Below are 19,894 nucleotides of genomic sequence, written 5' to 3'. Positions count from 1 at the left end.
AATGGGAGCGGCTTAGGCGAAGGACTTGCTGCAGGCGACGAATTCCTCGAGCTTGGCCCGGGCGGCGCCGGAGGCCAGCACGTCGCGGGCGCGGGCGATGCCTTCGCCGATGGAATCCACCAGATTGGCGGTGTACAGCGCGGTGCCGGCGTTGAGGGCGACGATCTCGCGGGCGGCGCCCGGCTTGTTGTCGAGCACGCCCAGCAGCATGGCCTTGGATTCGTCGGCGTCGGCCACCTTGAGGTTGCGGCTCGACATCATGGTGAGGCCGAAGTCTTCCGGGTGGATCTCGTATTCGCGGATCTGGCCGTCCTTCAGCTCGCCCACCAGGGTGGAGGCGCCCAGCGACACCTCATCCATGCTGTCGCGGCCATACACCACCAGCACGTGCTTCGCGCCCAGGCGCTCCATCACGCGTACGCAGATGCCCACCAGATCGGGGTGGAACACGCCCAGCAGGGTGTTGGGCGCGCCGGCCGGGTTGGTGAGCGGACCGAGGATGTTGAAGATGGTGCGCACGCCCATCTCGCGGCGGATCGGCGCGACGTTCTTCATCGCGCTGTGGTGGTTGGGGGCGAACATGAAGCCGATGCCGGTGCGGGCGACGCACTCGGCCACCTGCTCGGGCTTGAGATTGATGTTCACGCCCAGGCTTTCGAGCACGTCGGCGCTGCCGGACTTGCTGGAGACGCTGCGCCCGCCGTGCTTGGCAACCCGGGCGCCGGCCGCCGCGGCGACGAAGATGGTGGCGGTGGAGATGTTGAAGGTGTGGGAGCCGTCACCGCCGGTGCCCACCACGTCCAGGAAGTGATCATTGGGCGGCGGCACGATGACCTTGGTGGACAGCTCCCGCATCACGGTGGCCGCCGCGGCGATCTCGCCGATGGTTTCCTTCTTGACGCGCAGGCCGGTGAGGATGGCCGCGGTCATCACCGGCGAGATTTCGCCGGCCATGATCTGGCGCATCAGCGACAGCATCTCGTCGTAGAAGATTTCCCGATGTTCGATGGTGCGTTGCAGGGCTTCCTGGGCAGTGATGGACATGGCGGCTCCGGTCAGGCTTTGGATTGTTCGAGGAAATTGCGCAGCAGATCGTGGCCGCGCTCGGTCAGGATCGATTCGGGGTGGAACTGCACGCCTTCGACGAACAGCGTCTTGTGGCGCACGCCCATGATCTCGCCGTCATCGGTCCAGGCGGTCACTTCCAGGCAGTCGGGCAGGGATTCACGCTCGATGGCCAGCGAATGATAGCGGGTACAGGTGAGCGGGTTGGGCAGGCCCTTGAACACGCCCTTGTCGAGATGATGCACCGGCGACACCTTGCCGTGCATCAGCCGCTTGGCATGGACGATCTTTCCGCCGAAGGCCGCACCGATGCTCTGGTGGCCGAGGCACACGCCGAGCAGCGGGATCTTGCCGGCGAAGGCCTGGATGGCCGCCACCGAGATGCCCGCCTCGGCCGGCGAACAGGGCCCCGGCGAGACGACGATCTGTGCCGGCTTGAGGTTGGCGATCTGCTCGACGGTGATCTCGTCGTTGCGATACACCCGCACGTCGGCACCGAGTTCGCCGAAGTACTGGACGAGGTTGTAAGTAAAGCTGTCGTAGTTGTCGATCATCAGGAGTCTCATGATTCTAAGTCCTTGATTTCATTAATGTTTTCCATTACACAACCTCCATTACCCACTTTATTACACACATCGACAGTTGATTGCGATGGACGAAGCGCGAGCATGTGCTGGCTCAAGGTAGCAAGGGCTCCTGAGAGATGTCTTGGCGTGCGCCAGTGCGGTGTACTGACGCAGCGACGGCGCCCGCATGCCAGGGCCAAGTGCTGAGACTGGGCGGACAGACCTACCCCTCGCGGCGACACAGCGCGCGGGGCATCAGTTCTACGACGGGGCTGGGGTGCCAAGGGCATCGGGCAATCTCCTCAAATCTTGGAGCCGCCGTGCCGGGGAGCCTTCTTGAAACCTTGCCTGCCGGTACGGCGGCAAGGTGCGGTCAAGACCGCAACGACATGCCGCTTCCTATTGGAAGCGCCACCACAGAGCGATGTTGGTCGAAGCGGTACGGGTCATGGACAGACCAAAGTGTTGAATTTAAAAGCCAGAACTCGGCCCGAGTACACCCGAACGGAATTCCAAAGTAAGCCTGGGGAATTTTACCATGAGCATGTTAGGCAAAGCCACTTCCTGGAATGCCAGGGCATTCATCACCCCGCCCATCTACCTCGGACCGGACGACAACACTTCCAGTCTCGAAACCAGAGAGCAAGTAGACCAACTGCTACGGACTTGTGAGCATCGAATCTCAGGTTGGCAGTCATCTGGACCTGCGCGGGTGATGCTATATCGCTATATCAGCATCCGGGGCAGATATGACACCGCCGGATTTTCTCTGCCGACCCTAGGTCCCGGAGAACAGAAGCCGTTGATCGCAGCTTCTGAAACCATCGCCGTATCAGACCATACCAAATCGGTTTTGCGGGGAACAGCGCAGCGCATGACGCTGGTACCGTGAGCGCCAATATCGAGCTTTCGTCCTCATCGCTCGATGGGCCGGCAACCGATCGATTCTTGCACAACGAGCAAGACGAGGCCACCTACAGCGGACGCCAAACCAATCACCTCGCCCGTCTACGTTCAGGGCATCTTCCCAGGCACCCGCGGAAGGTCATAACGACACAGCAGCCCTTGGCAGGGCAAGAAAGGAGCCGGTGATGTAGCGCTTCCGAAAGGAGACGAAGACATGCACAAGGACATTCCAACATCGAAGGTGTTCTATCGTCCCATCGAGGCTGCCATACGGTGGGCCGGGTTGCTGCGGTACCTGCCGATGATCCTGGCTGCGATCGCGTCACCGCGCTTCCTGCCTCCATCGTTGAATTGCCCGCGATGGAATGAGTGCCGGCTGTACTCGGAGCGTATCTATGACGGCATCCTCAACGGGGAGCTGCCCTACGGCCAGAACGGCATCACGCTCAATGATCCGAAGCTGCTGCAGTCGCCGGATCTGACCGTTCGCCATGTCGATCTGAAGCGCTGGATGCGCAACCACTATCCCGAGCACCGGCCAGGATTCCTGTTCAGCCGTGGCGAACGCATGGCGCATCCTTTTATCACCTTGGAAACAGGACAGGCGATCCTGATCGAGCGACTGGCCCTTCAGGCGGCCCTGGAGCATGCGCGTCGCCAGATGCAGGAATTGCAGGAGCAGCGCGACACCTTGCTCAAGCAGTCCACCGCGCTGCTGGCTTCCAAGCAATGCGAGATCAGCGAGCGAGCGGAGACGACGTATCTCAACATCATCGGCGGGATGCTGACGCTGATGCTGGGCCAGTCCCCTTCGGGTGTGCCCTATTCCAGCTTCAAAACACAGGAGGCACTCGTCTCGGCATTGGTCGCCCACTTCGGCGGCACCATGGGCATCACGGAGCGAACCTTGAACGGCAAGTTCGCCAACGCCAGGAAGTACGTCCGTAGCGCAAGCGCATGAGGTTTTTCCAGCTTGTATGTGCAACCGCGGAGATTGCATTTGCAATGTCTTTCCGCAGCCAGGTCTATTGAATAAAGGTCACGCCAACAAACGCCACCGAGCGTTCAGGAGTGACCGCCATGTCGCAGCCCCCTGTACTCCCGCCGAACGAGCGCCGCATCCTGCGGCTCGATGAAGTCGAAGCCAAGTCCGGCTTCAAACGCGCCCACATTTACAACCTGATGAAGAAGCGCCAGTTTCCCCAGGCGCTGCGCCTGGGCGTGCGCGCCGTCGGCTGGGATTCGATCGAAATCGACCAGTGGATCGCCGAGCGCCTCAACCACCGGACCTGACCCGTTCTCCCGCGGACTTCCCATTCCCAGCCGGAGAGCGCCATGCAGGTCGTATCCATCATTTCAACGAAGGGCGGCGTCGGCAAGACCACGACGGCCGCCAACCTGGGCGGGCTCGCCGCGGACGCGGGCCTGCGCGTGCTGCTGCTCGATCTCGACGTGCAGCCCACCTTGTCCTCCTACTACGAACTGACCCAGCGCGCGCCGGGCGGCATCTATGAGCTGTTGGCCTTCAACGAGCGCGACCTTGGCCAGCTCGTGTCCCGCACGATCATCGCGGGCCTGGACCTGGTGCTGTCCAACGACCACCGGGGCGAGCTGAACACCTTATTGCTGCATGCGCCGGATGGCCGCCTGCGGCTGCGGCATCTGCTGCCAGCACTTGCTCCCCTCTACGACCTGGTGCTGATCGACACCCAGGGCGCGCGTTCCGTGCTGCTGGAGATGGCGGTGCTCGCCTCCGACCTTGCGCTGTCGCCCGTCACGCCGGAAATCCTCGCGGCCCGGGAGCTTCGACGCGGCACCATGCAGTTGCTCGAAGACATCGCGCCGTACCGGCACCTGGGCATCGAACCGCCGCCGCTGCACCTGCTCATCAACCGCGTCCACCCGGTGTCGGCGAACGCCCGACTGATCCAGCAGGCCCTGCGCGACCTGTTCCAAGACCATGCCGGCATCCGCGTGCTCGCCACCGACGTGCCAGCCATCGAAGCCTATCCGCGCGCCGCGACGCGCGGCCTGCCGGTGCATCGGGTCGAGCACCGCCAGCCGCCCGGCAGGGTCGCGCCGGCCTCGCTCGACACGATGCGCGCGCTCGCAAGCGAGCTGTTCCCGCAATGGCAGGACAGATTTGCCGCAATGTCCGGTCGCCCGCCACGTCCTCTTGATGCCGGGAGGTCCCATGGCGAACGCACATGAACTGGCCCGCGGCCACAAGCGGCTGCGCGCGCTGATCGAGTTCGCGGTCGGTGAAGGCTGGCACGTCAAGCGCACGCCGGGCGGGCACCTCAAGTTCACCAAGGCCGGCTGCGCGGCGATCTACACCAGTTCGACCGCGAGCGACCACCGGGCCGAATTGAACGCCCGTGCGCAGATCCGCCGCGCCGAGCGAGAGGCCCGCATGGCGCCGGCCGGCGGTCGTGGGGACTGCGAGGGGTGCGGCCATGGCTGACATGACCTCGCAGGACATGGCCGGCAAGCTGCTCGCGGCCGGCTTCGAGCGCAGCGGCCCAGCGGCTACGGCCTTGAGCGACCCGATCGCGGACACGCCCATGGTCGTGACGCTGGACCAGCTGCGGCCCTACGACCATGACCCGCGCATGAAGCGCAACCCCGCCTACGAGGAAATCAAGGCGTCCATCCGCGAGCGCGGCCTGGACGCGGCGCCAGCCATCACCCGCCGGCCCGGCGAGGACCACTACATCATCCGCAACGGCGGCAACACGCGGCTGGCGATCCTGCGCGAACTCTGGTCGGAGACCAAGGACGAACGCTTCTTCCGCATATCGTGCCTGTTTCGGCCATGGCCGGAGCGCGGTGAAATCGTCGCGCTGACCGGGCATCTTGCCGAGAACGAACTGCGCGGTGGCCTCACGTTCATCGAGCGCGCGCTCGGCGTCGAGAAAGCACGCGAGTTCTACGAGCAGGAGAGTAGCGCCGCCCTGAGCCAGTCGGAACTGGCCCGCCGCCTGGCGGCCGATGGGTTCCCCGTCCAGCGGTCGCACATCACCCGCATGGCCGACGCGGTGCGCTACCTGCTGCCCGCCATTCCCACTGTGCTCTATGGCGGCCTGGGGCGCCACCAGGTCGAGCGGCTGTCGGTCATGCGGACGGCCTGCAAGCGCACCTGGGAGCACTATGCCAAGGACCGCACGCTGCCGCTGGACTTCGACAGCTTCTTTCAGGAGGTGCTGGCGCAGTTCGACACGCAGGGCGACGAGTTCGCGCCGCAGCGCGTGCAGGACGAGCTGATCGGCCAGATGTCCGAGCTGCTGGGCATCGGCTACGACGTGTTGGCGCTGGACCTGACCGAATCGGAAAGCCGCCACCGGGCGCTGGTCAGTGACCCGACGCCACCTGCGGCGCCGCCGGCGTTGCCTTCGCCCACCGCCGGCACGCCGCCTCCCCCGGGCGTAGCATCGTCCATCGCCAAGCCTGCAGCGGCGGCCAGTCCTCCACCCGCCAGCCCTCCGGCGTCCGAGCCCACCTTGCGCGAGGATACGGCCCGAGAGACGACAACGGAAAGCCCCACGGCCGCACCAGGCGATCTGCTTCTCGAGCACATCGTCTCGCCGGCACCGACGACCGAACGGCTGCAGTCGATCCAGCGCATGGTTGCCGACCAGTTGGGCGATGCGCTGCCGCCCGACTTCTCGGCGAGCGTGCTGCAGTCCATCCCGGTGCAAGCCGGCGGGCTCTATCCGATCTCCGACGTCTGGTACATCGACGCCGGCCTGGACACGCCCGATCGGCTGCGCATCCACATCGCGCAGTTCGCGCGCGAGATCGCCGGGGAGGCAGCCCTGGACGAGTGCATCGAGGATCGCTCCGATGGCATCGGCTTCGTTTGCTGCGCGCCCGCCCATGCACCATCGCCGCTCGGCCGGGCGGTGCTGGCGCTGCTCATCACTCTGACGGGTCAGCCCACTGCTGAAGCGGGCGTGGATGGCGCGCAGCTCGCCGCCGACTTGCCAGCACTGCTGCACGGCCAGGGTCAACACCACGGCGACTGCACAAGGCGCTTGAGCGACACGGCGTTGGTCAAGCTATTTCGGCTGCTCCGCCTGGCCCGGCGTCTGCTGGACCTGGAAGCCGGCACCACGGCGCCCGGGACGTGAGCGAGGGAGGCCGCATGTCCACATCGCATCCGCTCAACCAGGCCGTGATTGCCCAGGCGCTGTATGACCTTCGCAACGGCCAACTGCGCCGCTGCAAGGCCATGGGCTTCGGCGAGGCCGAGCTGGATGCGCTCAAGCACCCCGCGCTGATCAGCGTGCTGGCCAACGCCAGCGTCTCGTGGTGCTCGGTCACGGTCAACCGCGAAGTGCTGCAGCGCCTGCTCAACCAGGCACAGGACGTGGAGAAGGAAATCGCCACGGTCGATCGCATGCTGCGGCTGGGGGCCAGCACGGAGATGGTCAGCCGCTTCTATGGCCTGACCCATCAGGAAGTCGCCCTGCGGCGGGAGATCCTCGGCCTGCCCAAGCGCAAGGGGCGCCACCCCGTCCTGGACGAGACCCAGGACACCGAACTTTGGCGGCAATGGAAAGCCGTGACCAGCAGCAGGAACGTCGATCTGGAGGATGAGACCTCGATTCTCGATGCGGCCATGGACCTGGCCGAGGGCATGTCACTGCCGCTCTCGGTGGTCTGGGCCGCGATCAGGAACTGGGTCGATCAGGGATTGGACTAGGCCATGGCCGTGGACGACACCGCCCCACGAGCCCCGCGTCAAGGCCCCATCGCACTCGCCGACCTGTTCGACGCTGCGCTGAAGGACCTCACGCCCAATCCAAATCCCCGCGCGCCAGCGCCCATGGCAGTGCCCACGCCTGCGGCGTCCGGCGACGCCTTCCTATTCAGTGGCAATCGGCACGAGAGCGTGCCGCGGCGGCTGTTCGTCGACCGCCGCCTGACACCGCTGGAGCGCAACGCCTGGCAGGTGTTCCGGCTGATGCTCAACGACGACGGCGTCACGACGTTCCCGACCTATGAGCAGTTGCGCCCATGGCTGGCGTCCATGCCCTGCGCGGGACAAGCCTCCCACGAGACCGTCGCGCGGGCGCTGACGCTGCTGCGCCTGACGCGCTGGCTGAGCCTCGTGCGACGACGGCGCGACCCCAAGACCGGCCGCATCCTCGGAAACCTCTACGTCCTGCACGACGAACCCCTGACACTGTTCGAGGCCATGCAGCTCGACGCCGACTACCTGGCCCTGGTCAGCCAGTCGCTGGGGCATTCCGCCAAGGCCGTCCAGGTGGTGGGACTCAACACCCTCCAGGAGATCGCGGACGACCCGATGTTGTCCGGACGCACCTTGCCGTCGCGGCTGCAAGTGCTCGCCGAGCGCCTGGCCGACCAGGGCATCACCGCCACCGCAAGTTATCCACAGGAGGATGCGATCCACGATTCCGAAGAAGGGCCCGCCAGCCTTCTTCGGAATGGCGAACGCCCTTCTTCGGAATCCGAAGCAGGGCCGAAACCCGCGCCAGACGGCGCTCTTCGGAATCCGAAGCAGGACCGTACAGTACGTAGTAGTCGTATTGATGAAGTACGTACTACCGCGCAGGCGCGCGCGCTGGGCGACCTGCAATGGCCCAAGCGTTTCGCGGAACTGAAGGCGGAACAGCAAGCCGGCGCCAGGATGGCGTTGCAGCAAGTGGACGCTGCCCTGCGGCAGGCTGTGCTGGACGAGTGGGCCGCACGGTGCGGCAAGCATGGCATCCGCAACCCCGCCGGGTACCTGTTCGGCATCATCCAGCGCGCCATGCGCGGCGAGTTCAATGCGTGGGCCAAGCAGACCAGCCCGGCAGCGCCAACACCATCGGCGGCGCGAGCGCCACCGCCCGAGCCGCCGCGCAACGTCGTGCCGCCCGCGGTGGCCCGGCAGCACATCGAGCGCCTGCGCGATCTGCTGCGCAAATCCTGAGCGCAGGGCCTGGCAAGGCCATGAAGCAGACCTCCTTGGCGGTCGGCAGAAACGGTCCCCAGGGGACGGCTGTGTGGTGAAACGCCGGACGACGGCGCGACATGCTGCGCAAAACCTGAGTAGAGCGCCTGCAAGACCATGAAGCAGACCTCCATGGCGCTCAACGGAACGGTCCACTGGGGACGGCTGCGCGGCGAAGGATCGTGTCGAACGGCAGCGCGACGTGCGGTGCAGTACGCATACCGTCAACGACCGAGGCACGGAGCGCCAACGTGAATGCTCCGGCCTCCAAGGGACCGTTGCGCGCTGCGCCGCCAGCGCGCATAGAACCGGGGGCCGGCTCATTTCGGTTTGTTGACTGACTGCCTTCCGCTGCATGCGGATGCTGGCGGCTCCCTGTCCAACTGCGAGCGCTCACCATGGCAACCAGCAACGAACCATTGCAACTCAACCTCGGCTCCCTGCGCAGCGCGATGTCGCTGACGCTGCACACGCATCACGCTTCCCGCATCTGGCACGGCCGCGCCGCCGCCGAAGGGCGACCCGGCATCGTCGGCCTGAACGGCTACATCGCGGTGATGAATAAGATGAAGCGCGGCTCGGAGCAGGACGACCCCTACAGCGACTGGTGGATGCTGCGCATCGAGGACAAGCTCGACCAGACCAGGACCACGCTGCAGACCTTGCGCAAACAAGTGGACCAGGCACTGGCGGGCGTGCCTGCGGCATTGAGCCTGGGCGAGAACCTCAACGTGCAGCCCGTCAAGCTGCCGCTGTTCGTCAATGCGCAGTTGGGCTTTGCCGCCGTCTATCTCCTGGCCGACTACGACGACATCGCGCGCAAGCTGATCCTCGCCCACCACACCGCGCTGATCGACCGCAGCACTTTGGAGCGCTGGCTCAACGAGGGCGCGCACGCGCTGCGCAGCCTGTTCTCGCTGGCCCAGCAGTACCGCTACTCGGGCTGCACCCGCGACGATTTCGCGGCGAAGAATGCCGCAGCGCGGGTCGCGCTGGAGAAGTTCGGCGAGTTGCCGCAGGACGTCCTCGAAGGCACGCGCCGCTCGACGTTTGCGCCACCCATGGTGCGCCGTGGTCTGCAACAGCGCGGTGAGAATCCTGCCGCAGCCGCTACCAGCGTCGATGGTGATGCGGCCGCTGCTGCCGACCCGTCCGAAGGCGCAGCCACTGCCGGCGAGGACGAATCCGCATGAGCGATCTGAACCAGCCGACCCGCTACTTCCGGGGCCTGCAACAGGGAGCCTTCATGCGCCTGGAACACGCGGCCTCTCTAAAAGGCCTTTTAAAGCCTTTTAAAGGTAAAGGGGACTTGGAGGCCTGGGCCAGCCAGTGCTTCGCCATGCGCGACGAGTTGATCGGCCTGGCGCAGCGACAAGTGCTGCAACAGGCCGGTGGGCATCCCTTCCATCTGCTGCCCGTGGAACTGGCCCAGCAGACCACTGGCGCGGGAACGACGTTCCTGCGCTGGCGCAGGAACGACCGCTCGGCCATGGGCGTGGCCCTGTGGCAGGAGCTGATGGCGAGCACCAGCACGCCGGTCAACCTGCTGGCCGACCTGCACGCGATCGAGCTGCAGCGCATCACGCTGAACATGCAGATCAGCCTGTTGCACACCCTGGGTAGGCAGGCCCAGGAGTGCGCCAGCAAGGCCGCCGAGGCGGAAGACGCCTACCTGCGCCGGCTCGCGTCCATACCCCCCGGAGTGCGCGATCGGTGATCGCGTCGGGCACCCCAGCACGCGCCCGACGCCGACATGGCACGGGTATTTCAACCACCAAGGAGATTGCACCATGAGCACGCATTTTTCGGGCGAAGGCAACATCGGCTCGCCCCCCGAGTACCGGGAGTTCCCCAACGGCAACGACGAACCGCGGCGCTTGTTGCGGCTGAACGTGTATTTCGACAACCCCGTTCCCACCAAGGGCGGTGACTTCGAGGACCGCGGCGGCTTCTGGGCGCCGGTGGAAATCTGGCACCGCGACGCCGCACACTGGAAGGACCTTTACCAGAAGGGCATGCGCGTGCTGGTCGTCGGCCGCATGGAGCGCGAACCCTGGACCGACAACGAGGATCAGCCGCGCGAGACCTGGCAGATCAACGCGCGCAGCGTCGGCATCCTGCCGTTCCGCATCGAGTCCGTCGTTCTGAGCCCCAAATCGCAGGAGACCGCACAGGACGCGCAGCCCAAGCCCCAGGCCGCCCAGGAACCGGCAGCGTCGAAGGAGCCCAAGCGCAGGAAGTGATCCGGCGTGGGGGCGGCCGCAGTACGTTGCCGCCCCCCATGTCCTCGCGAGCTATCCCCAGGGGATAGCTCCATCAGCGTCCACCGGCTTCCGCGCGCTCCCGAACATCGCGGCTCCCGGCTCGCACACCGCCGGCCGCACGCCATCCCGCCCAAGCCGTTCCATCGGCGTGAAAGCGGTCGCTGCCGCATGCAGCTTGTTTGCTGCTGCCCCAACAGGCGCTCGGCATCCTCGATCCCAGCAACTCCATGAACAACGGGAAGCGGATGGACGGACATGCGGCTGTTTCTGTGCGAGAAGCCCTCCCAGGGCAAAGACATCGGCCGGATTCTCGGCGCCACGCAGCGCGGTGAAGGCTGCCTCAACGCCTCCGGTGTCACGGTCACCTGGTGCATCGGCCATCTCGTCGAAGCGGCAGCACCCGAGGTCTATGACGCGGCGCTCAAGCGCTGGTCGCTGGAACAGCTGCCCATCATTCCCCAGCAGTGGCGGGTCGAGGTCAAGCCGAAGACCGCCACGCAATTCAAGGTCGTCAAAGCGCTTCTGGCGAAGGCGACCCAGCTTGTCATCGCCACTGACGCCGACCGCGAAGGCGAACTGATCGCACGCGAGATCATCGACCTGTGCGGCTACCGCGGTCCCATCGAACGCCTGTGGCTGTCGGCGCTCAACGATGCGTCCATCCGCACCGCGCTCGCCAAGCTGCGGCCCTCGGCCGAGACGCTGCCGATGTATTACTCGGCGCTGGCGCGCTCGCGCGCCGACTGGCTCGTGGGCATGAACCTCAGCCGGCTGTTCACCGTGCTCGGGCGGCAGGCCGGCTACGATGGCGTGCTGTCGGTCGGGCGTGTACAGACCCCGACGCTCAAACTCGTGGTGGACCGCGACCGAGAGATCGCGGCCTTCGTGTCCGTGCCGTACTGGGCCATCGACGTGTCGCTGTCCGCAGGCGGTCAGACGTTCACCGCGCAGTGGGTGGCACCCGATGCCAGCACCGACGACGCCGGCCGCTGCCTGCGGCAGCCCGTCGCACAGCAGGCCGCGCAGCAGATCCGCGCCGCGGGCAGTGCCCAGGTGGTGTCGGTCGAGACCGAGCGCGTGCGCGAAGGCCCGCCGCTGCTGTTCGACCTGGGCACCTTGCAGGAAGTCTGTTCCAAGCAGCTTGGGCTGGACGTGCAGGAAACCTTGGAGATCGCCCAGGCCCTGTACGAGACGCACAAGGCCACGACGTACCCGCGCTCGGATTCGGGCTACCTGCCCGAAAGCATGTTCGCCGAAGTGCCCACGGTCCTGGACAGCCTGCTCAAGACCGATCCCACGCTGGCCCAGATCATGGGCCAGCTCGACCGCACCCAGCGCTCGCGCGCCTGGAACGACGGCAAGGTGACGGCGCACCACGGCATCATCCCGACGCTCGAACCCGCGAATCTCTCCGCCATGAGCGAGAAGGAACGGGCGTTGTACCGGCTGATCCGGGCACATTACCTGGCCCAGTTCCTCCCGCACCACGAGTTCGACCGCACCGTGGCGGATCTCTCCTGCGGCCAGCAGAAGCTGGTGGCTACGGGCAAGCAGGTCGTCGCCCGCGGCTGGCGCCTGGTGCTGGCCGAGTCCGAACGTGAAGGCAGCGCCGATGAGGATGGCGACGCCCCCGTGCGCACCCAGGTGCTGCCTGCGCTGCGTGACGGGATGGCATGCCAGGTCGCCGGGGCCGACATCAAGGCCCTCAAGACGATGCCGCCCAAGCCCTATACCCAGGGCGAACTGGTCAAGGCGATGAAGGGCGTTGCGCGTTTCGTGACCGACCCGCGCCTGAAGCAGAAGCTCAAGGACACGACGGGCATCGGCACCGAGGCGACGCGGGCCAACATCATCAGCGGGCTGATCGCCCGCGGCTATATCGTGAAGAAGGGGCGCTCCATCCGCGCATCGGATGCGGCGTTCACGCTGATCGACGCCGTGCCCGCGGCGATTGCCGACCCCGGCACCACCGCCGTCTGGGAACAGGCGCTGGACATGATCGAGGGCGGACAACTCACCCTGGATGTGTTCATCGGCAAGCAGGCCGCCTGGATTTCGCAGTTGATCGCGCAATACGGCAGCACGTCCCTGTCCATCAAGGTTCCCCAAGGACCGGCTTGTCCGCAGTGCGGCGCACCCACGCGCCAGCGAACCGGCAAGAGCGGCCCGTTCTGGTCGTGCAGTCGCTACCCCGACTGCAAAGGCACGCTGCCGGTGGCAACCGGCACGTCCAGGCGTGGTGCCTCGCGTCCACGCCGTACCAGTGGCGGTGGCCGCAAAGGCGCCTGACCGCCCCCGTTCCCCGTGAGCCATGCCCGCCATCGGCGGCGTGGCCCGTGTCCCGCATGCCCTGCGGGACGCCCCAGCGCGCAACGCCTTCTTGCTCCGTGTGCGCGTCCCGTCCGGCCGGCCCCGGCCGCGGGACCTGAAGGTGGCTTCTCCGCGAACCGCACCCCGCGCGTTCTCCTCGTCTGCATTCCTTCCGCCGCTGCGAAGGGTCCCCCGATGGCTTGCCTGTGCGAGCCATCCGGAGACCCTTCGCGGTCAGCGGTATTCGGTGCCGGTGCCCGCCGGCGCAAAAACGGGCTCCCTTTGTGCGCGGATGTGCGCCAGACGATGCCGGCCCCAGCCACGACATGGGCCGGGTGTGATTGCTGGATGAGCAGACGGTTCTAGCGACGACCGGGCCTGCCAATCAGCCCACGGGTGGTTCTTCTTTCCTCCCGAGCCGAAGGCCCCTGGGGCCTTCGGCGCCTTTCTCCTGCCTTTCAACGCCCCGGCCAGGGCGATGGCCCTGCGCCACACGAACGGGAGACCCACATGACCGCCAACATTGCAATCCGCCTCACTACGCACCGCCGATGCACCGAACTGCAAGGCGATCGGCAATTCCATGGCCGTGCTGTGCGTCGCGTGGCTGGGGACGCCGGCTGGTGCAGTACCTGCACAAGACGGGATCGATCGCTTCGGATTGATGCAAGACGCGGCCGGCGGGTCGCGCGATCCTCCCTCCTGCATTGCCGACGCATCGGCAACAGCCAGCAGCCAGGGTGTCCAGACTGCCGTGGGTTCCGCCCACGCCACCCGCCAGTTCGCCCCGGCATCTCTCCGGCGAACGCTGCCCACCGGGCATCGATGCCACCTTCCTCCAACCCACGGGATGTATGCCGCGTCCCGTCAGGGGCGTGTCGTCAACCCGGTCGATATCAGGACTTCCCATGGACACCATCACCCGACAAGACCGCATCACCCTCAAGAACCTCAAGGTCGCGGATTTCGCGAGCGAGGAAACGCTGTGCTTCACCGCCACCGTCATGTTCGACGGCAGGCCCATCGCCGAAGCCCGCAACGACGGACACGGCGGCTCGACGTTCGTGCGCGCGTTGCAAGGCCAGGCCGCGCTGCTGGCCCAGGCCGAGGAATTCGCCAAGAGCCTGCCGCCGGCATCGCTCGACGTCGAACGCGAAGACGACGAGCCGCTTCTCATCGACATGACGCTCGACTTCCTAGTGGACCAATTGGCCGATGCCATGCACGCGGAGCGCAAGCTGCGCACCGCGTTCAACCGCGACATCGGCAACAAGGTGCTGTTCATCAAGGACGGCAGGCTGCTGTTCCTCAAGGGCATCAAGCTCAAGGCCATTGCCGACCGCGCAGCGTATTTCGCAAAGCTGCGCAGCCGACAGGACCAGCCCATCGTCATCCTGGCCGAGCTGCCAGCGGACGAGGCATTCGCCATCTGGAAGCAGCATGTCCTGGGCGACAAGCCCCGCTGATCCAGCCTCACCGCACCGTCATGACCGCCCCGCACTTGCTGCGGGGCTTTTCTTTGTCTCTGCGTACATCAATCGGGGCTGGACCAGATGCCGATTTCCAACTGACGTGGCGCGCCCCCCCCACGAAGCTGCCCGCATGCTCGCTGATTCGTCAGCACATGCCAGCAGCCAGGGTTTCAGGCTGCCGCGGGGTTCTCCCCGCGCAACCCACCAGTCCGCATCGCATCCATTGCGCGGACGCGCGTCGCCAAGACGCTGATGCTTTTTTTCAACCGCGTGCGGGAGCTGCCATCCCGTGAGGGACAGGGCCCCGCTTTTCCAAGGAGCCCATCCATGTCCCAGCAAGCCTCTTTCGGCCGATTCGGTCAATTGGCCTTGACCTACTGCGGCAAGTTCCTGCCGCTCGAAGTCCTGCACAGCGCCGCCGGCCACTACATCGGCACGCGCGATACCGAAGGTCCCGTTTCGCGGGAATCTCGTGAGTACTTCCGCAGCCATGCCGCGGCTCAACGTGCCCTCGAAAGAGGCGGCTGGTCCCAGCTCGCCGTTCCCTGATCCAACTGGAGGAATCACGTCATGAACCAGCTACTGCCGCAGGAAGTCGTCGATCAGATCGTTCGGGAAGAACGGCATTTCAGCGCCGCGCCCCAAGCCTTTTTCGAGGCATGGAAGCGTGGTGTCGAGATCGCCGGCCCGCAATGGTTTGGCGATGGCACCCGTGAAGGTCTGAACCAGGCCAAGAGCAAGTGGGATCTGCGCCCCGACATGCTGCGCCTCAACGACGCCCTCGGCGTCCTGAGCAGCGGGGAACGCATGTTCCTGTCCGCGATGGTCAGCTTCTACAACGCGCGCGAGGGCGGTGCCATGCTCAAGCGCTGCCACTTCAACGGGTTGTCGGACTTCGACGGCCTCGATCTGCCTCGTCGCCAGGTGATCGCCGACCTCCTGCTGAACTACAGCGGTTGGTGAGCCGGTCCCCGGCACACCTTCATCACTGCGTTCACGCGACCCCATGAGGGACATGCGCCTCGCCCGAGGCCATGTCCCTCGCGTTTCTCCCCGCCCAGTGCCATCCGGCATCAGGCGGTTCCCCTGCGGATGCCATCGTCCGCAAGGGCTGGCTCCGTTCATTCATCGAAAGGAGCCTTCATGGCCAACAATTACTACGAAGCCACCGGCGTTCTCGTGCTCGACCGTGTGACGCCCGTCATCCAGGCGCTGTTCGGCGCCTTCGCGCTGGACGAGAGCCATCCCGGCAACGGGCAGGCCTACATCGCCCAGATCGCCGAGACCACCAATCCGCAATGGCCGGACGTGCTCGATGGCCTGGAAGACCTGGCCACGCAACTCGGCATTCCGATGCCGGACGACGAAGGGCTTTCGATCCCGCCGCTGCTCGAACTGCTCGCCGTGCACTTCGGTGCCGATGAGGACGAAGAGCTGGGGAACTTGATCGAGCGTCATTCGTTCGAGGACACCGCCGATCTCGACGCATTGTTTCTGATCGCCACCCGATTCGATGACGGCCACCACCTGACCGCCATCCAGTTCGAGGGATGCTGGTATTGCAGCAAGCCGCGGCTGTTCGAGTTCGGCGGCAACGGCTGCTACCTGAGCCGCGAGGTCCGCGTCATCAGTTCCTCCTCGCAGGCCCTCCAGCTCGGCGACCAACTGCGCAAGGCCATTGTGGCCGCCGACATCGAAGAGGCCTCGGCCCTGATTGCGCTGGAGACCATCAATCTGCTGGCGGGCGTCAGCGACGAGCCATTCCGCATGAATTTGCGCCGACGCGTCGCCGAGCGATTGGCCCAAACGCCAACGATCAGCGTCACCTGACGCTGTTTCCTTTCTTTCCACCCACCGGGGTCAATTCCCGGTGGCGGGGATTGGCTCCATCATTATTCTGTTGGAGAAATCCCATGTCCCAGAATCCCAATCCCTTTCTACGCGGCTACTGGAATCTGAAAATCGTCCGCACGCTGTCCATCAGCCACGAGGACGGAAGCCCGCATGTCTGGCGAAACATCCACCAGAGCCAAGAACACCTCTCCGATGAGGAGCTGGTTTCAGCATCCTGCATCGTCACCAGCGATTTCGCCGTAGTCAGCAATGGCCCAGACTCCGTGAGTGCCGAGGTGCTGGCCGAACGCGATGCCGGTGAAGGCGCCTACGGCGTGGTGGGTGCCGTGGTGTACGCGATCCACGGCGACGACTTCGACGGCCTCCCCGTCCACATTGGCGACACTTATTCGGCCGAGGCCGCACGGGAAGTCGTGCAGCGGTTGAGCTTCGAGACCGGCTACTACAGCCGGTGCTGGGAAATCAGCAGCGCGCACATCAGCCACGAAACCGGCCAGTACCTGGCCAACCTGGCTGACCTCGCGACGCCGGAAGCCTTTTTGTTCATTGCGTTCCGGGTTCCCTACAGCCCGGCGATCGGCGTCAAGCTGATTTCCACGCCCTGGACGGGCCAGCACCTGCAGGACGTCGAGGAGATCTCCGCCGAGCAGCTTCGGCAGGAGCACTGCAGCAAGGGCATGCCGGACGACCTGGCACAGATCCTTGCACTGGCCGGCCAGGCCGATGTGCGCATCCTCATTCTCGATGCCGACGCACCCGTGTTGCCGGGCCTGCCGTTGGCCGGCGAATAACTGCCAGACACATCCCCAGCCTACCTTTTCCTCACCGCATGCCGGCCCGTCTCCCGCCAGGGAGCCGGGCCGGTTCACTTTCATAGGAGCGATCCCATGTTCCCCGATCTCATCTCGCCCGTATCGGACTTCGAGCACCAGCTTGGAGCCTGCTTCAATGCCATGAGCCAGGACGATGCCATCGGCCAGATCCTGGTAGTCGAGCGCATGAGCGGCATGCTGCACATGCGCCATATCGCCAGCGCCGACCTGATGGACACCGACGTGGACGACTACGAAATGGTCATCTTCGACGGTGGCAACACAAGCGGGGACACGTGGAAGCACGTGTTCTTTCCGCGTCAGCGCGAGCACTACTTCGTGTACCAAGCCTGACCCCTCCGGCCCCTTTCGAGGGGCTTTTTCTTGTACGCAGCACAGGAATGCGGGCATGTTGCGGTGCCGTTTCCTGCGGGCAGGCCGACCACCCCGGGGCCATGCTTACCCCATGTCCGTCGGCGCTGCCGACACATGCCCAGGCAGTCGAGACCTTCGAGGCTGCAAGCACGGGAAACCGTGCTGGTCGTTTCTTCCTACGGACCTACCGCGTCCATCCACGCCACCCACAAGGGACCTCTCCCTTGCGGGCGGGGAATCCCTTGTTATTTCTCAAGGAGTTTCCCCATGGACCGTTCCCTCATCAAATCCATGATGCCTTCGCTGGTCGCAGGCCATGTGCCCCGTAACGTGCGATCGTTCAAGTACCGCGTGTTCGATGATCAGCCGCTGTCCTCAACGCTGGGCTTTGCCATCGACCCCCAACCCTTCGACGGCAAGGTGGTCGCTGCGACCGACGATGCCATCGTCGTCAAGCTCAAGCCTTCCGAGTTCGCGGTGCTCGATCCCAGCCTGGTGACCACGGTTCCTGCCGAAGGCGCCAAGGTGCATGTCCAACCCTATGCCCGTCGTCGCTTCGACGGACTGCGCGCGGACACGCCGGAGGTCATCACCGAGAAGACTTCGGACGGCACGCCGTACACCATCACGAGGCACATCCTCGGCTCGGCGCCGGCCAAGCTGCCCATTCCCACGCCGCAGTGCATGGAGTTGGGCCAGCTCATCGAGCAGTTGGAAGAGATGCCGGCCCCCGATCGCTTCCGGCGCATCACCCACATGCTGGTGGATGCCGGTGCCCGCGACTTCACCTGGGTCGATCCCACGCCCTCCAAGATCATCGAGACCCCGCCGGCGATCAGCTTCACGGTCTCGACCGCGAAGTTCGAGGGCCGGGTGACGATCCTCTACGACCGCGGCGGAGACACCTACGTGGTGGAACTGCACCGTCAGAACGGTGAATCGGTCGAACTGGTCGATCGGCACGACGAGGTGTATTTCGACATGCTCGGCGAAGTGCTGGAGCGGCTCATCGACGACGGGCGCTGGCGCCAGATCGACGTGAGCATCCTCGACGCGAAGGCGGCCCGTAAGCGCCAAGCCGTCCCGGCATGACGCCCCTCGGCTGACCCGAGGCACCCGCCACGGCGTTCCAGCCATTCCGGCCGCGTGACCTACAGGCCCTTCATCCCATCGGGTGGAGGGCCTTTCTCTTTTTTTAACACAGGAGATTTCATCCATGTCACTGCGATTCAAAGGCGCCGACCTGCGCCCCGTGCTGACCGAAGCCATCGCCAATCAGTGCCGCATCGTCCTGGTCAAGGACCAGGGCGTGTACTTCCTCGCCGAGCGTGGGGAGCGTCGCCCGGATGGACGCCAGCAACTGCTCGCCTACGCCGTCGGCTGCAACCCGGACACCGACCCGTTCGATGACTGGTGGCACCTCGCCGGCCGCGAGCTGGGTGGCGACGATTTTGCGGAGTATTTCGACCCGAAGGACGGCCTGTTCACGCGCCTCCTGCACTCGGCGGACGATCTCGTGCTGTCCGCCACCGCCACGCACCTGTCCTTGGCCGTGGTGCCTCCCGCCTGAAGCGGCAACCGCCGCGCAGCCCTCGCAGCCCCCGCACCGGGGGCTTTCTTTTGTTCGCACCGCGGCCATCGCCGCGCATGCGCGTTCGTCTCCAGCCGCCAAGGCACGCCCCGCGGGCCACAGCGCCGGCATGCCACCGGAGACGACCGCATGAACACATCATCGACCTCGCCGAGGCTGCACCTGCTGCCGGTGTCGCTGCGCACGGCCAACGTCTTCGTGCTGGCACACCATCACCGTCCGGTCCAGGCTGCGAAGTTCGCCCTGGCCGTCACGCTGGTCGACAGCGACCTGATCCGCGGCGTGGCCATCGTCGGCCGGCCGGTCGCGCGGCACCTGGACGATGGCTGGACGCGGGAAGTCACACGGCTGTGCACCGACAGCACACCCAACGCCTGCAGCAAGCTATACGGCGCGGCCTGGCAGGCGGCAAAGTCGCTGGGCTACATCCGCCTGATCACCTACACCTTACCCGACGAAGGCGGCGCCAGCCCGCGCGCCGCCGGCTGGCGGCTGATTGGCGCGCGCGGCGGCGGCGCCTGGAGCCGTCCCAGCCGCCCCCTCGCCGATACCCCGAGCACCTGCGCCGCCCCAAATGCCTGTGGCAGGCGCCGGGCGGCGCGGACAAAGGGAAGCACCCGGATGCCGATTGATTGCTGCCGCGCGCGCGAGGCCCGGCCATGCTGACCCCATGCCTGCTGACGTTGTCAGCGACATGCCAGGCAACCATCGGTCTTC

23 protein-coding genes are annotated in these 19,894 nt (G+C 65.6%); 21 read left to right on the top strand and 2 right to left on the bottom strand.

Annotated features, from left to right (window positions below):
• Positions 1-12: 12 nt before the first annotated feature.
• Positions 13-1,044 carry an anthranilate phosphoribosyltransferase gene (trpD, locus tag GH681_RS04095; protein WP_153160119.1) on the bottom strand — a complete coding sequence of 344 codons (1,032 nt, stop codon included), beginning with the start codon at positions 1,042-1,044 and terminating at the stop codon, positions 13-15.
• An 11-nt stretch (positions 1,045-1,055) separates the two neighbouring features.
• Positions 1,056-1,631, bottom strand: a complete 576-nt coding sequence (locus GH681_RS04090; RefSeq protein ID WP_153160117.1) for an aminodeoxychorismate/anthranilate synthase component II — start codon at positions 1,629-1,631, stop codon at positions 1,056-1,058.
• A 538-nt stretch (positions 1,632-2,169) separates the two neighbouring features.
• Between GH681_RS04090 and GH681_RS04085 the strand changes: the two genes are divergently transcribed.
• The 21 genes from GH681_RS04085 (at position 2,170) to GH681_RS03985 (ending at position 19,843) form a co-directional block, all read left to right on the top strand.
• Positions 2,170-2,523, top strand: coding sequence for a hypothetical protein (locus GH681_RS04085; RefSeq protein WP_128457255.1), 354 nt, complete (start codon positions 2,170-2,172; stop codon positions 2,521-2,523).
• Positions 2,524-2,751: 228 nt separating this feature from the next.
• Positions 2,752-3,498 (top strand): hypothetical protein, encoded by a 747-nt coding sequence (locus GH681_RS04080; RefSeq protein ID WP_003050429.1) that lies wholly within the window; start codon positions 2,752-2,754, stop codon positions 3,496-3,498.
• A 119-nt stretch (positions 3,499-3,617) separates the two neighbouring features.
• Positions 3,618-3,830, top strand: a complete 213-nt coding sequence (locus GH681_RS04075) for an AlpA family transcriptional regulator (protein WP_003050427.1) — start codon at positions 3,618-3,620, stop codon at positions 3,828-3,830.
• Positions 3,831-3,872: 42 nt separating this feature from the next.
• Complete coding sequence (locus tag GH681_RS04070; RefSeq protein ID WP_003050424.1) at positions 3,873-4,748, top strand: ParA family protein; 876 nt, start codon at positions 3,873-3,875, stop codon at positions 4,746-4,748.
• Entirely contained in the window at positions 4,732-5,001 is a 270-nt protein-coding gene (locus GH681_RS04065) for a hypothetical protein (protein ID WP_003050422.1), read from the top strand. The genes GH681_RS04070 and GH681_RS04065 overlap by 17 nt, the downstream gene beginning before the upstream one ends.
• Entirely contained in the window at positions 4,994-6,667 is a 1,674-nt protein-coding gene (locus tag GH681_RS04060; RefSeq protein WP_003050404.1) for a ParB family protein, read from the top strand. The genes GH681_RS04065 and GH681_RS04060 overlap by 8 nt, the downstream gene beginning before the upstream one ends.
• Before the next feature lie 14 nt (positions 6,668-6,681).
• Positions 6,682-7,242, top strand: coding sequence for a DUF2857 domain-containing protein (locus tag GH681_RS04055; protein ID WP_003050401.1), 561 nt, complete (start codon positions 6,682-6,684; stop codon positions 7,240-7,242).
• Positions 7,243-7,245: 3 nt separating this feature from the next.
• The gene (locus GH681_RS04050) at positions 7,246-8,478 is read left to right on the top strand and encodes an STY4528 family pathogenicity island replication protein (protein ID WP_003050398.1); all 1,233 of its coding nucleotides are present in this window, start codon (positions 7,246-7,248) and stop codon (positions 8,476-8,478) included.
• Between the two features lie 419 nt (positions 8,479-8,897).
• The gene (locus tag GH681_RS04045) at positions 8,898-9,692 is read left to right on the top strand and encodes a PFL_4669 family integrating conjugative element protein (protein ID WP_003050396.1); all 795 of its coding nucleotides are present in this window, start codon (positions 8,898-8,900) and stop codon (positions 9,690-9,692) included.
• Positions 9,689-10,216 carry a DUF3158 family protein gene (locus tag GH681_RS04040; RefSeq protein ID WP_003050393.1) on the top strand — a complete coding sequence of 176 codons (528 nt, stop codon included), beginning with the start codon at positions 9,689-9,691 and terminating at the stop codon, positions 10,214-10,216. Before GH681_RS04045 ends, GH681_RS04040 begins: the two co-directional genes overlap by 4 nt.
• A gap of 73 nt (positions 10,217-10,289) precedes the next feature.
• Positions 10,290-10,742, top strand: a complete 453-nt coding sequence (locus tag GH681_RS04035; protein ID WP_003050391.1) for a single-stranded DNA-binding protein — start codon at positions 10,290-10,292, stop codon at positions 10,740-10,742.
• A 276-nt stretch (positions 10,743-11,018) separates the two neighbouring features.
• On the top strand, positions 11,019-13,052 hold the full coding sequence (locus GH681_RS04030; RefSeq protein ID WP_003050384.1) for a DNA topoisomerase III: 2,034 nt from the start codon (positions 11,019-11,021) through the stop codon (positions 13,050-13,052).
• 929 nt (positions 13,053-13,981) lie between these two features.
• Positions 13,982-14,539, top strand: a complete 558-nt coding sequence (locus GH681_RS04025; RefSeq protein WP_003050381.1) for a hypothetical protein — start codon at positions 13,982-13,984, stop codon at positions 14,537-14,539.
• A 333-nt stretch (positions 14,540-14,872) separates the two neighbouring features.
• Positions 14,873-15,094 carry a hypothetical protein gene (locus GH681_RS04020; RefSeq protein WP_003050378.1) on the top strand — a complete coding sequence of 74 codons (222 nt, stop codon included), beginning with the start codon at positions 14,873-14,875 and terminating at the stop codon, positions 15,092-15,094.
• 21 nt (positions 15,095-15,115) lie between these two features.
• Positions 15,116-15,508 carry a hypothetical protein gene (locus GH681_RS04015; RefSeq protein WP_003050375.1) on the top strand — a complete coding sequence of 131 codons (393 nt, stop codon included), beginning with the start codon at positions 15,116-15,118 and terminating at the stop codon, positions 15,506-15,508.
• Between the two features lie 180 nt (positions 15,509-15,688).
• Complete coding sequence (locus GH681_RS04010; RefSeq protein ID WP_003050366.1) at positions 15,689-16,375, top strand: hypothetical protein; 687 nt, start codon at positions 15,689-15,691, stop codon at positions 16,373-16,375.
• Between the two features lie 83 nt (positions 16,376-16,458).
• The gene (locus tag GH681_RS04005) at positions 16,459-17,190 is read left to right on the top strand and encodes a hypothetical protein (RefSeq protein WP_003050363.1); all 732 of its coding nucleotides are present in this window, start codon (positions 16,459-16,461) and stop codon (positions 17,188-17,190) included.
• A gap of 96 nt (positions 17,191-17,286) precedes the next feature.
• The gene (locus tag GH681_RS04000; protein ID WP_003050361.1) at positions 17,287-17,565 is read left to right on the top strand and encodes a hypothetical protein; all 279 of its coding nucleotides are present in this window, start codon (positions 17,287-17,289) and stop codon (positions 17,563-17,565) included.
• Positions 17,566-17,853: 288 nt separating this feature from the next.
• Entirely contained in the window at positions 17,854-18,678 is an 825-nt protein-coding gene (locus GH681_RS03995) for a hypothetical protein (RefSeq protein WP_003050359.1), read from the top strand.
• Between the two features lie 124 nt (positions 18,679-18,802).
• Positions 18,803-19,156 carry a DUF3085 domain-containing protein gene (locus GH681_RS03990; RefSeq protein ID WP_003050357.1) on the top strand — a complete coding sequence of 118 codons (354 nt, stop codon included), beginning with the start codon at positions 18,803-18,805 and terminating at the stop codon, positions 19,154-19,156.
• A 150-nt stretch (positions 19,157-19,306) separates the two neighbouring features.
• The gene (locus GH681_RS03985; protein WP_003050355.1) at positions 19,307-19,843 is read left to right on the top strand and encodes an XF1762 family protein; all 537 of its coding nucleotides are present in this window, start codon (positions 19,307-19,309) and stop codon (positions 19,841-19,843) included.
• Positions 19,844-19,894 lie beyond the last annotated feature (51 nt).

Source organism: Zoogloea sp. 1C4 (assembly GCF_009469605.1).
Taxonomy (GTDB): Bacteria; Pseudomonadota; Gammaproteobacteria; order Burkholderiales; family Rhodocyclaceae; genus Zoogloea; species Zoogloea oryzae.
Note: the sequence above shows the minus strand (reverse complement) of the source record. Positions and strands in the feature narration are given on the sequence as shown.

Excerpts from the sequence above, each read along its gene's own strand:
- trpD (WP_153160119.1), bottom strand. The coding sequence starts at position 1,044 with ATGTCCATCACTGCCCAGGAAGCCCTGCAACGCACCATCGAACATCGG.
- GH681_RS04090 (WP_153160117.1), bottom strand. The coding sequence starts at position 1,631 with ATGAGACTCCTGATGATCGACAACTACGACAGCTTTACTTACAACCTC.
- GH681_RS04085 (WP_128457255.1), top strand. The coding sequence starts at position 2,170 with ATGAGCATGTTAGGCAAAGCCACTTCCTGGAATGCCAGGGCATTCATC.
- GH681_RS04080 (WP_003050429.1), top strand. The coding sequence starts at position 2,752 with ATGCACAAGGACATTCCAACATCGAAGGTGTTCTATCGTCCCATCGAG.
- GH681_RS04075 (WP_003050427.1), top strand. The coding sequence starts at position 3,618 with ATGTCGCAGCCCCCTGTACTCCCGCCGAACGAGCGCCGCATCCTGCGG.
- GH681_RS04070 (WP_003050424.1), top strand. The coding sequence starts at position 3,873 with ATGCAGGTCGTATCCATCATTTCAACGAAGGGCGGCGTCGGCAAGACC.
- GH681_RS04065 (WP_003050422.1), top strand. The coding sequence starts at position 4,732 with ATGGCGAACGCACATGAACTGGCCCGCGGCCACAAGCGGCTGCGCGCG.
- GH681_RS04060 (WP_003050404.1), top strand. The coding sequence starts at position 4,994 with ATGGCTGACATGACCTCGCAGGACATGGCCGGCAAGCTGCTCGCGGCC.
- GH681_RS04055 (WP_003050401.1), top strand. The coding sequence starts at position 6,682 with ATGTCCACATCGCATCCGCTCAACCAGGCCGTGATTGCCCAGGCGCTG.
- GH681_RS04050 (WP_003050398.1), top strand. The coding sequence starts at position 7,246 with ATGGCCGTGGACGACACCGCCCCACGAGCCCCGCGTCAAGGCCCCATC.
- GH681_RS04045 (WP_003050396.1), top strand. The coding sequence starts at position 8,898 with ATGGCAACCAGCAACGAACCATTGCAACTCAACCTCGGCTCCCTGCGC.
- GH681_RS04040 (WP_003050393.1), top strand. The coding sequence starts at position 9,689 with ATGAGCGATCTGAACCAGCCGACCCGCTACTTCCGGGGCCTGCAACAG.
- GH681_RS04035 (WP_003050391.1), top strand. The coding sequence starts at position 10,290 with ATGAGCACGCATTTTTCGGGCGAAGGCAACATCGGCTCGCCCCCCGAG.
- GH681_RS04030 (WP_003050384.1), top strand. The coding sequence starts at position 11,019 with ATGCGGCTGTTTCTGTGCGAGAAGCCCTCCCAGGGCAAAGACATCGGC.
- GH681_RS04025 (WP_003050381.1), top strand. The coding sequence starts at position 13,982 with ATGGACACCATCACCCGACAAGACCGCATCACCCTCAAGAACCTCAAG.
- GH681_RS04020 (WP_003050378.1), top strand. The coding sequence starts at position 14,873 with ATGTCCCAGCAAGCCTCTTTCGGCCGATTCGGTCAATTGGCCTTGACC.
- GH681_RS04015 (WP_003050375.1), top strand. The coding sequence starts at position 15,116 with ATGAACCAGCTACTGCCGCAGGAAGTCGTCGATCAGATCGTTCGGGAA.
- GH681_RS04010 (WP_003050366.1), top strand. The coding sequence starts at position 15,689 with ATGGCCAACAATTACTACGAAGCCACCGGCGTTCTCGTGCTCGACCGT.
- GH681_RS04005 (WP_003050363.1), top strand. The coding sequence starts at position 16,459 with ATGTCCCAGAATCCCAATCCCTTTCTACGCGGCTACTGGAATCTGAAA.
- GH681_RS04000 (WP_003050361.1), top strand. The coding sequence starts at position 17,287 with ATGTTCCCCGATCTCATCTCGCCCGTATCGGACTTCGAGCACCAGCTT.
- GH681_RS03995 (WP_003050359.1), top strand. The coding sequence starts at position 17,854 with ATGGACCGTTCCCTCATCAAATCCATGATGCCTTCGCTGGTCGCAGGC.
- GH681_RS03990 (WP_003050357.1), top strand. The coding sequence starts at position 18,803 with ATGTCACTGCGATTCAAAGGCGCCGACCTGCGCCCCGTGCTGACCGAA.
- GH681_RS03985 (WP_003050355.1), top strand. The coding sequence starts at position 19,307 with ATGAACACATCATCGACCTCGCCGAGGCTGCACCTGCTGCCGGTGTCG.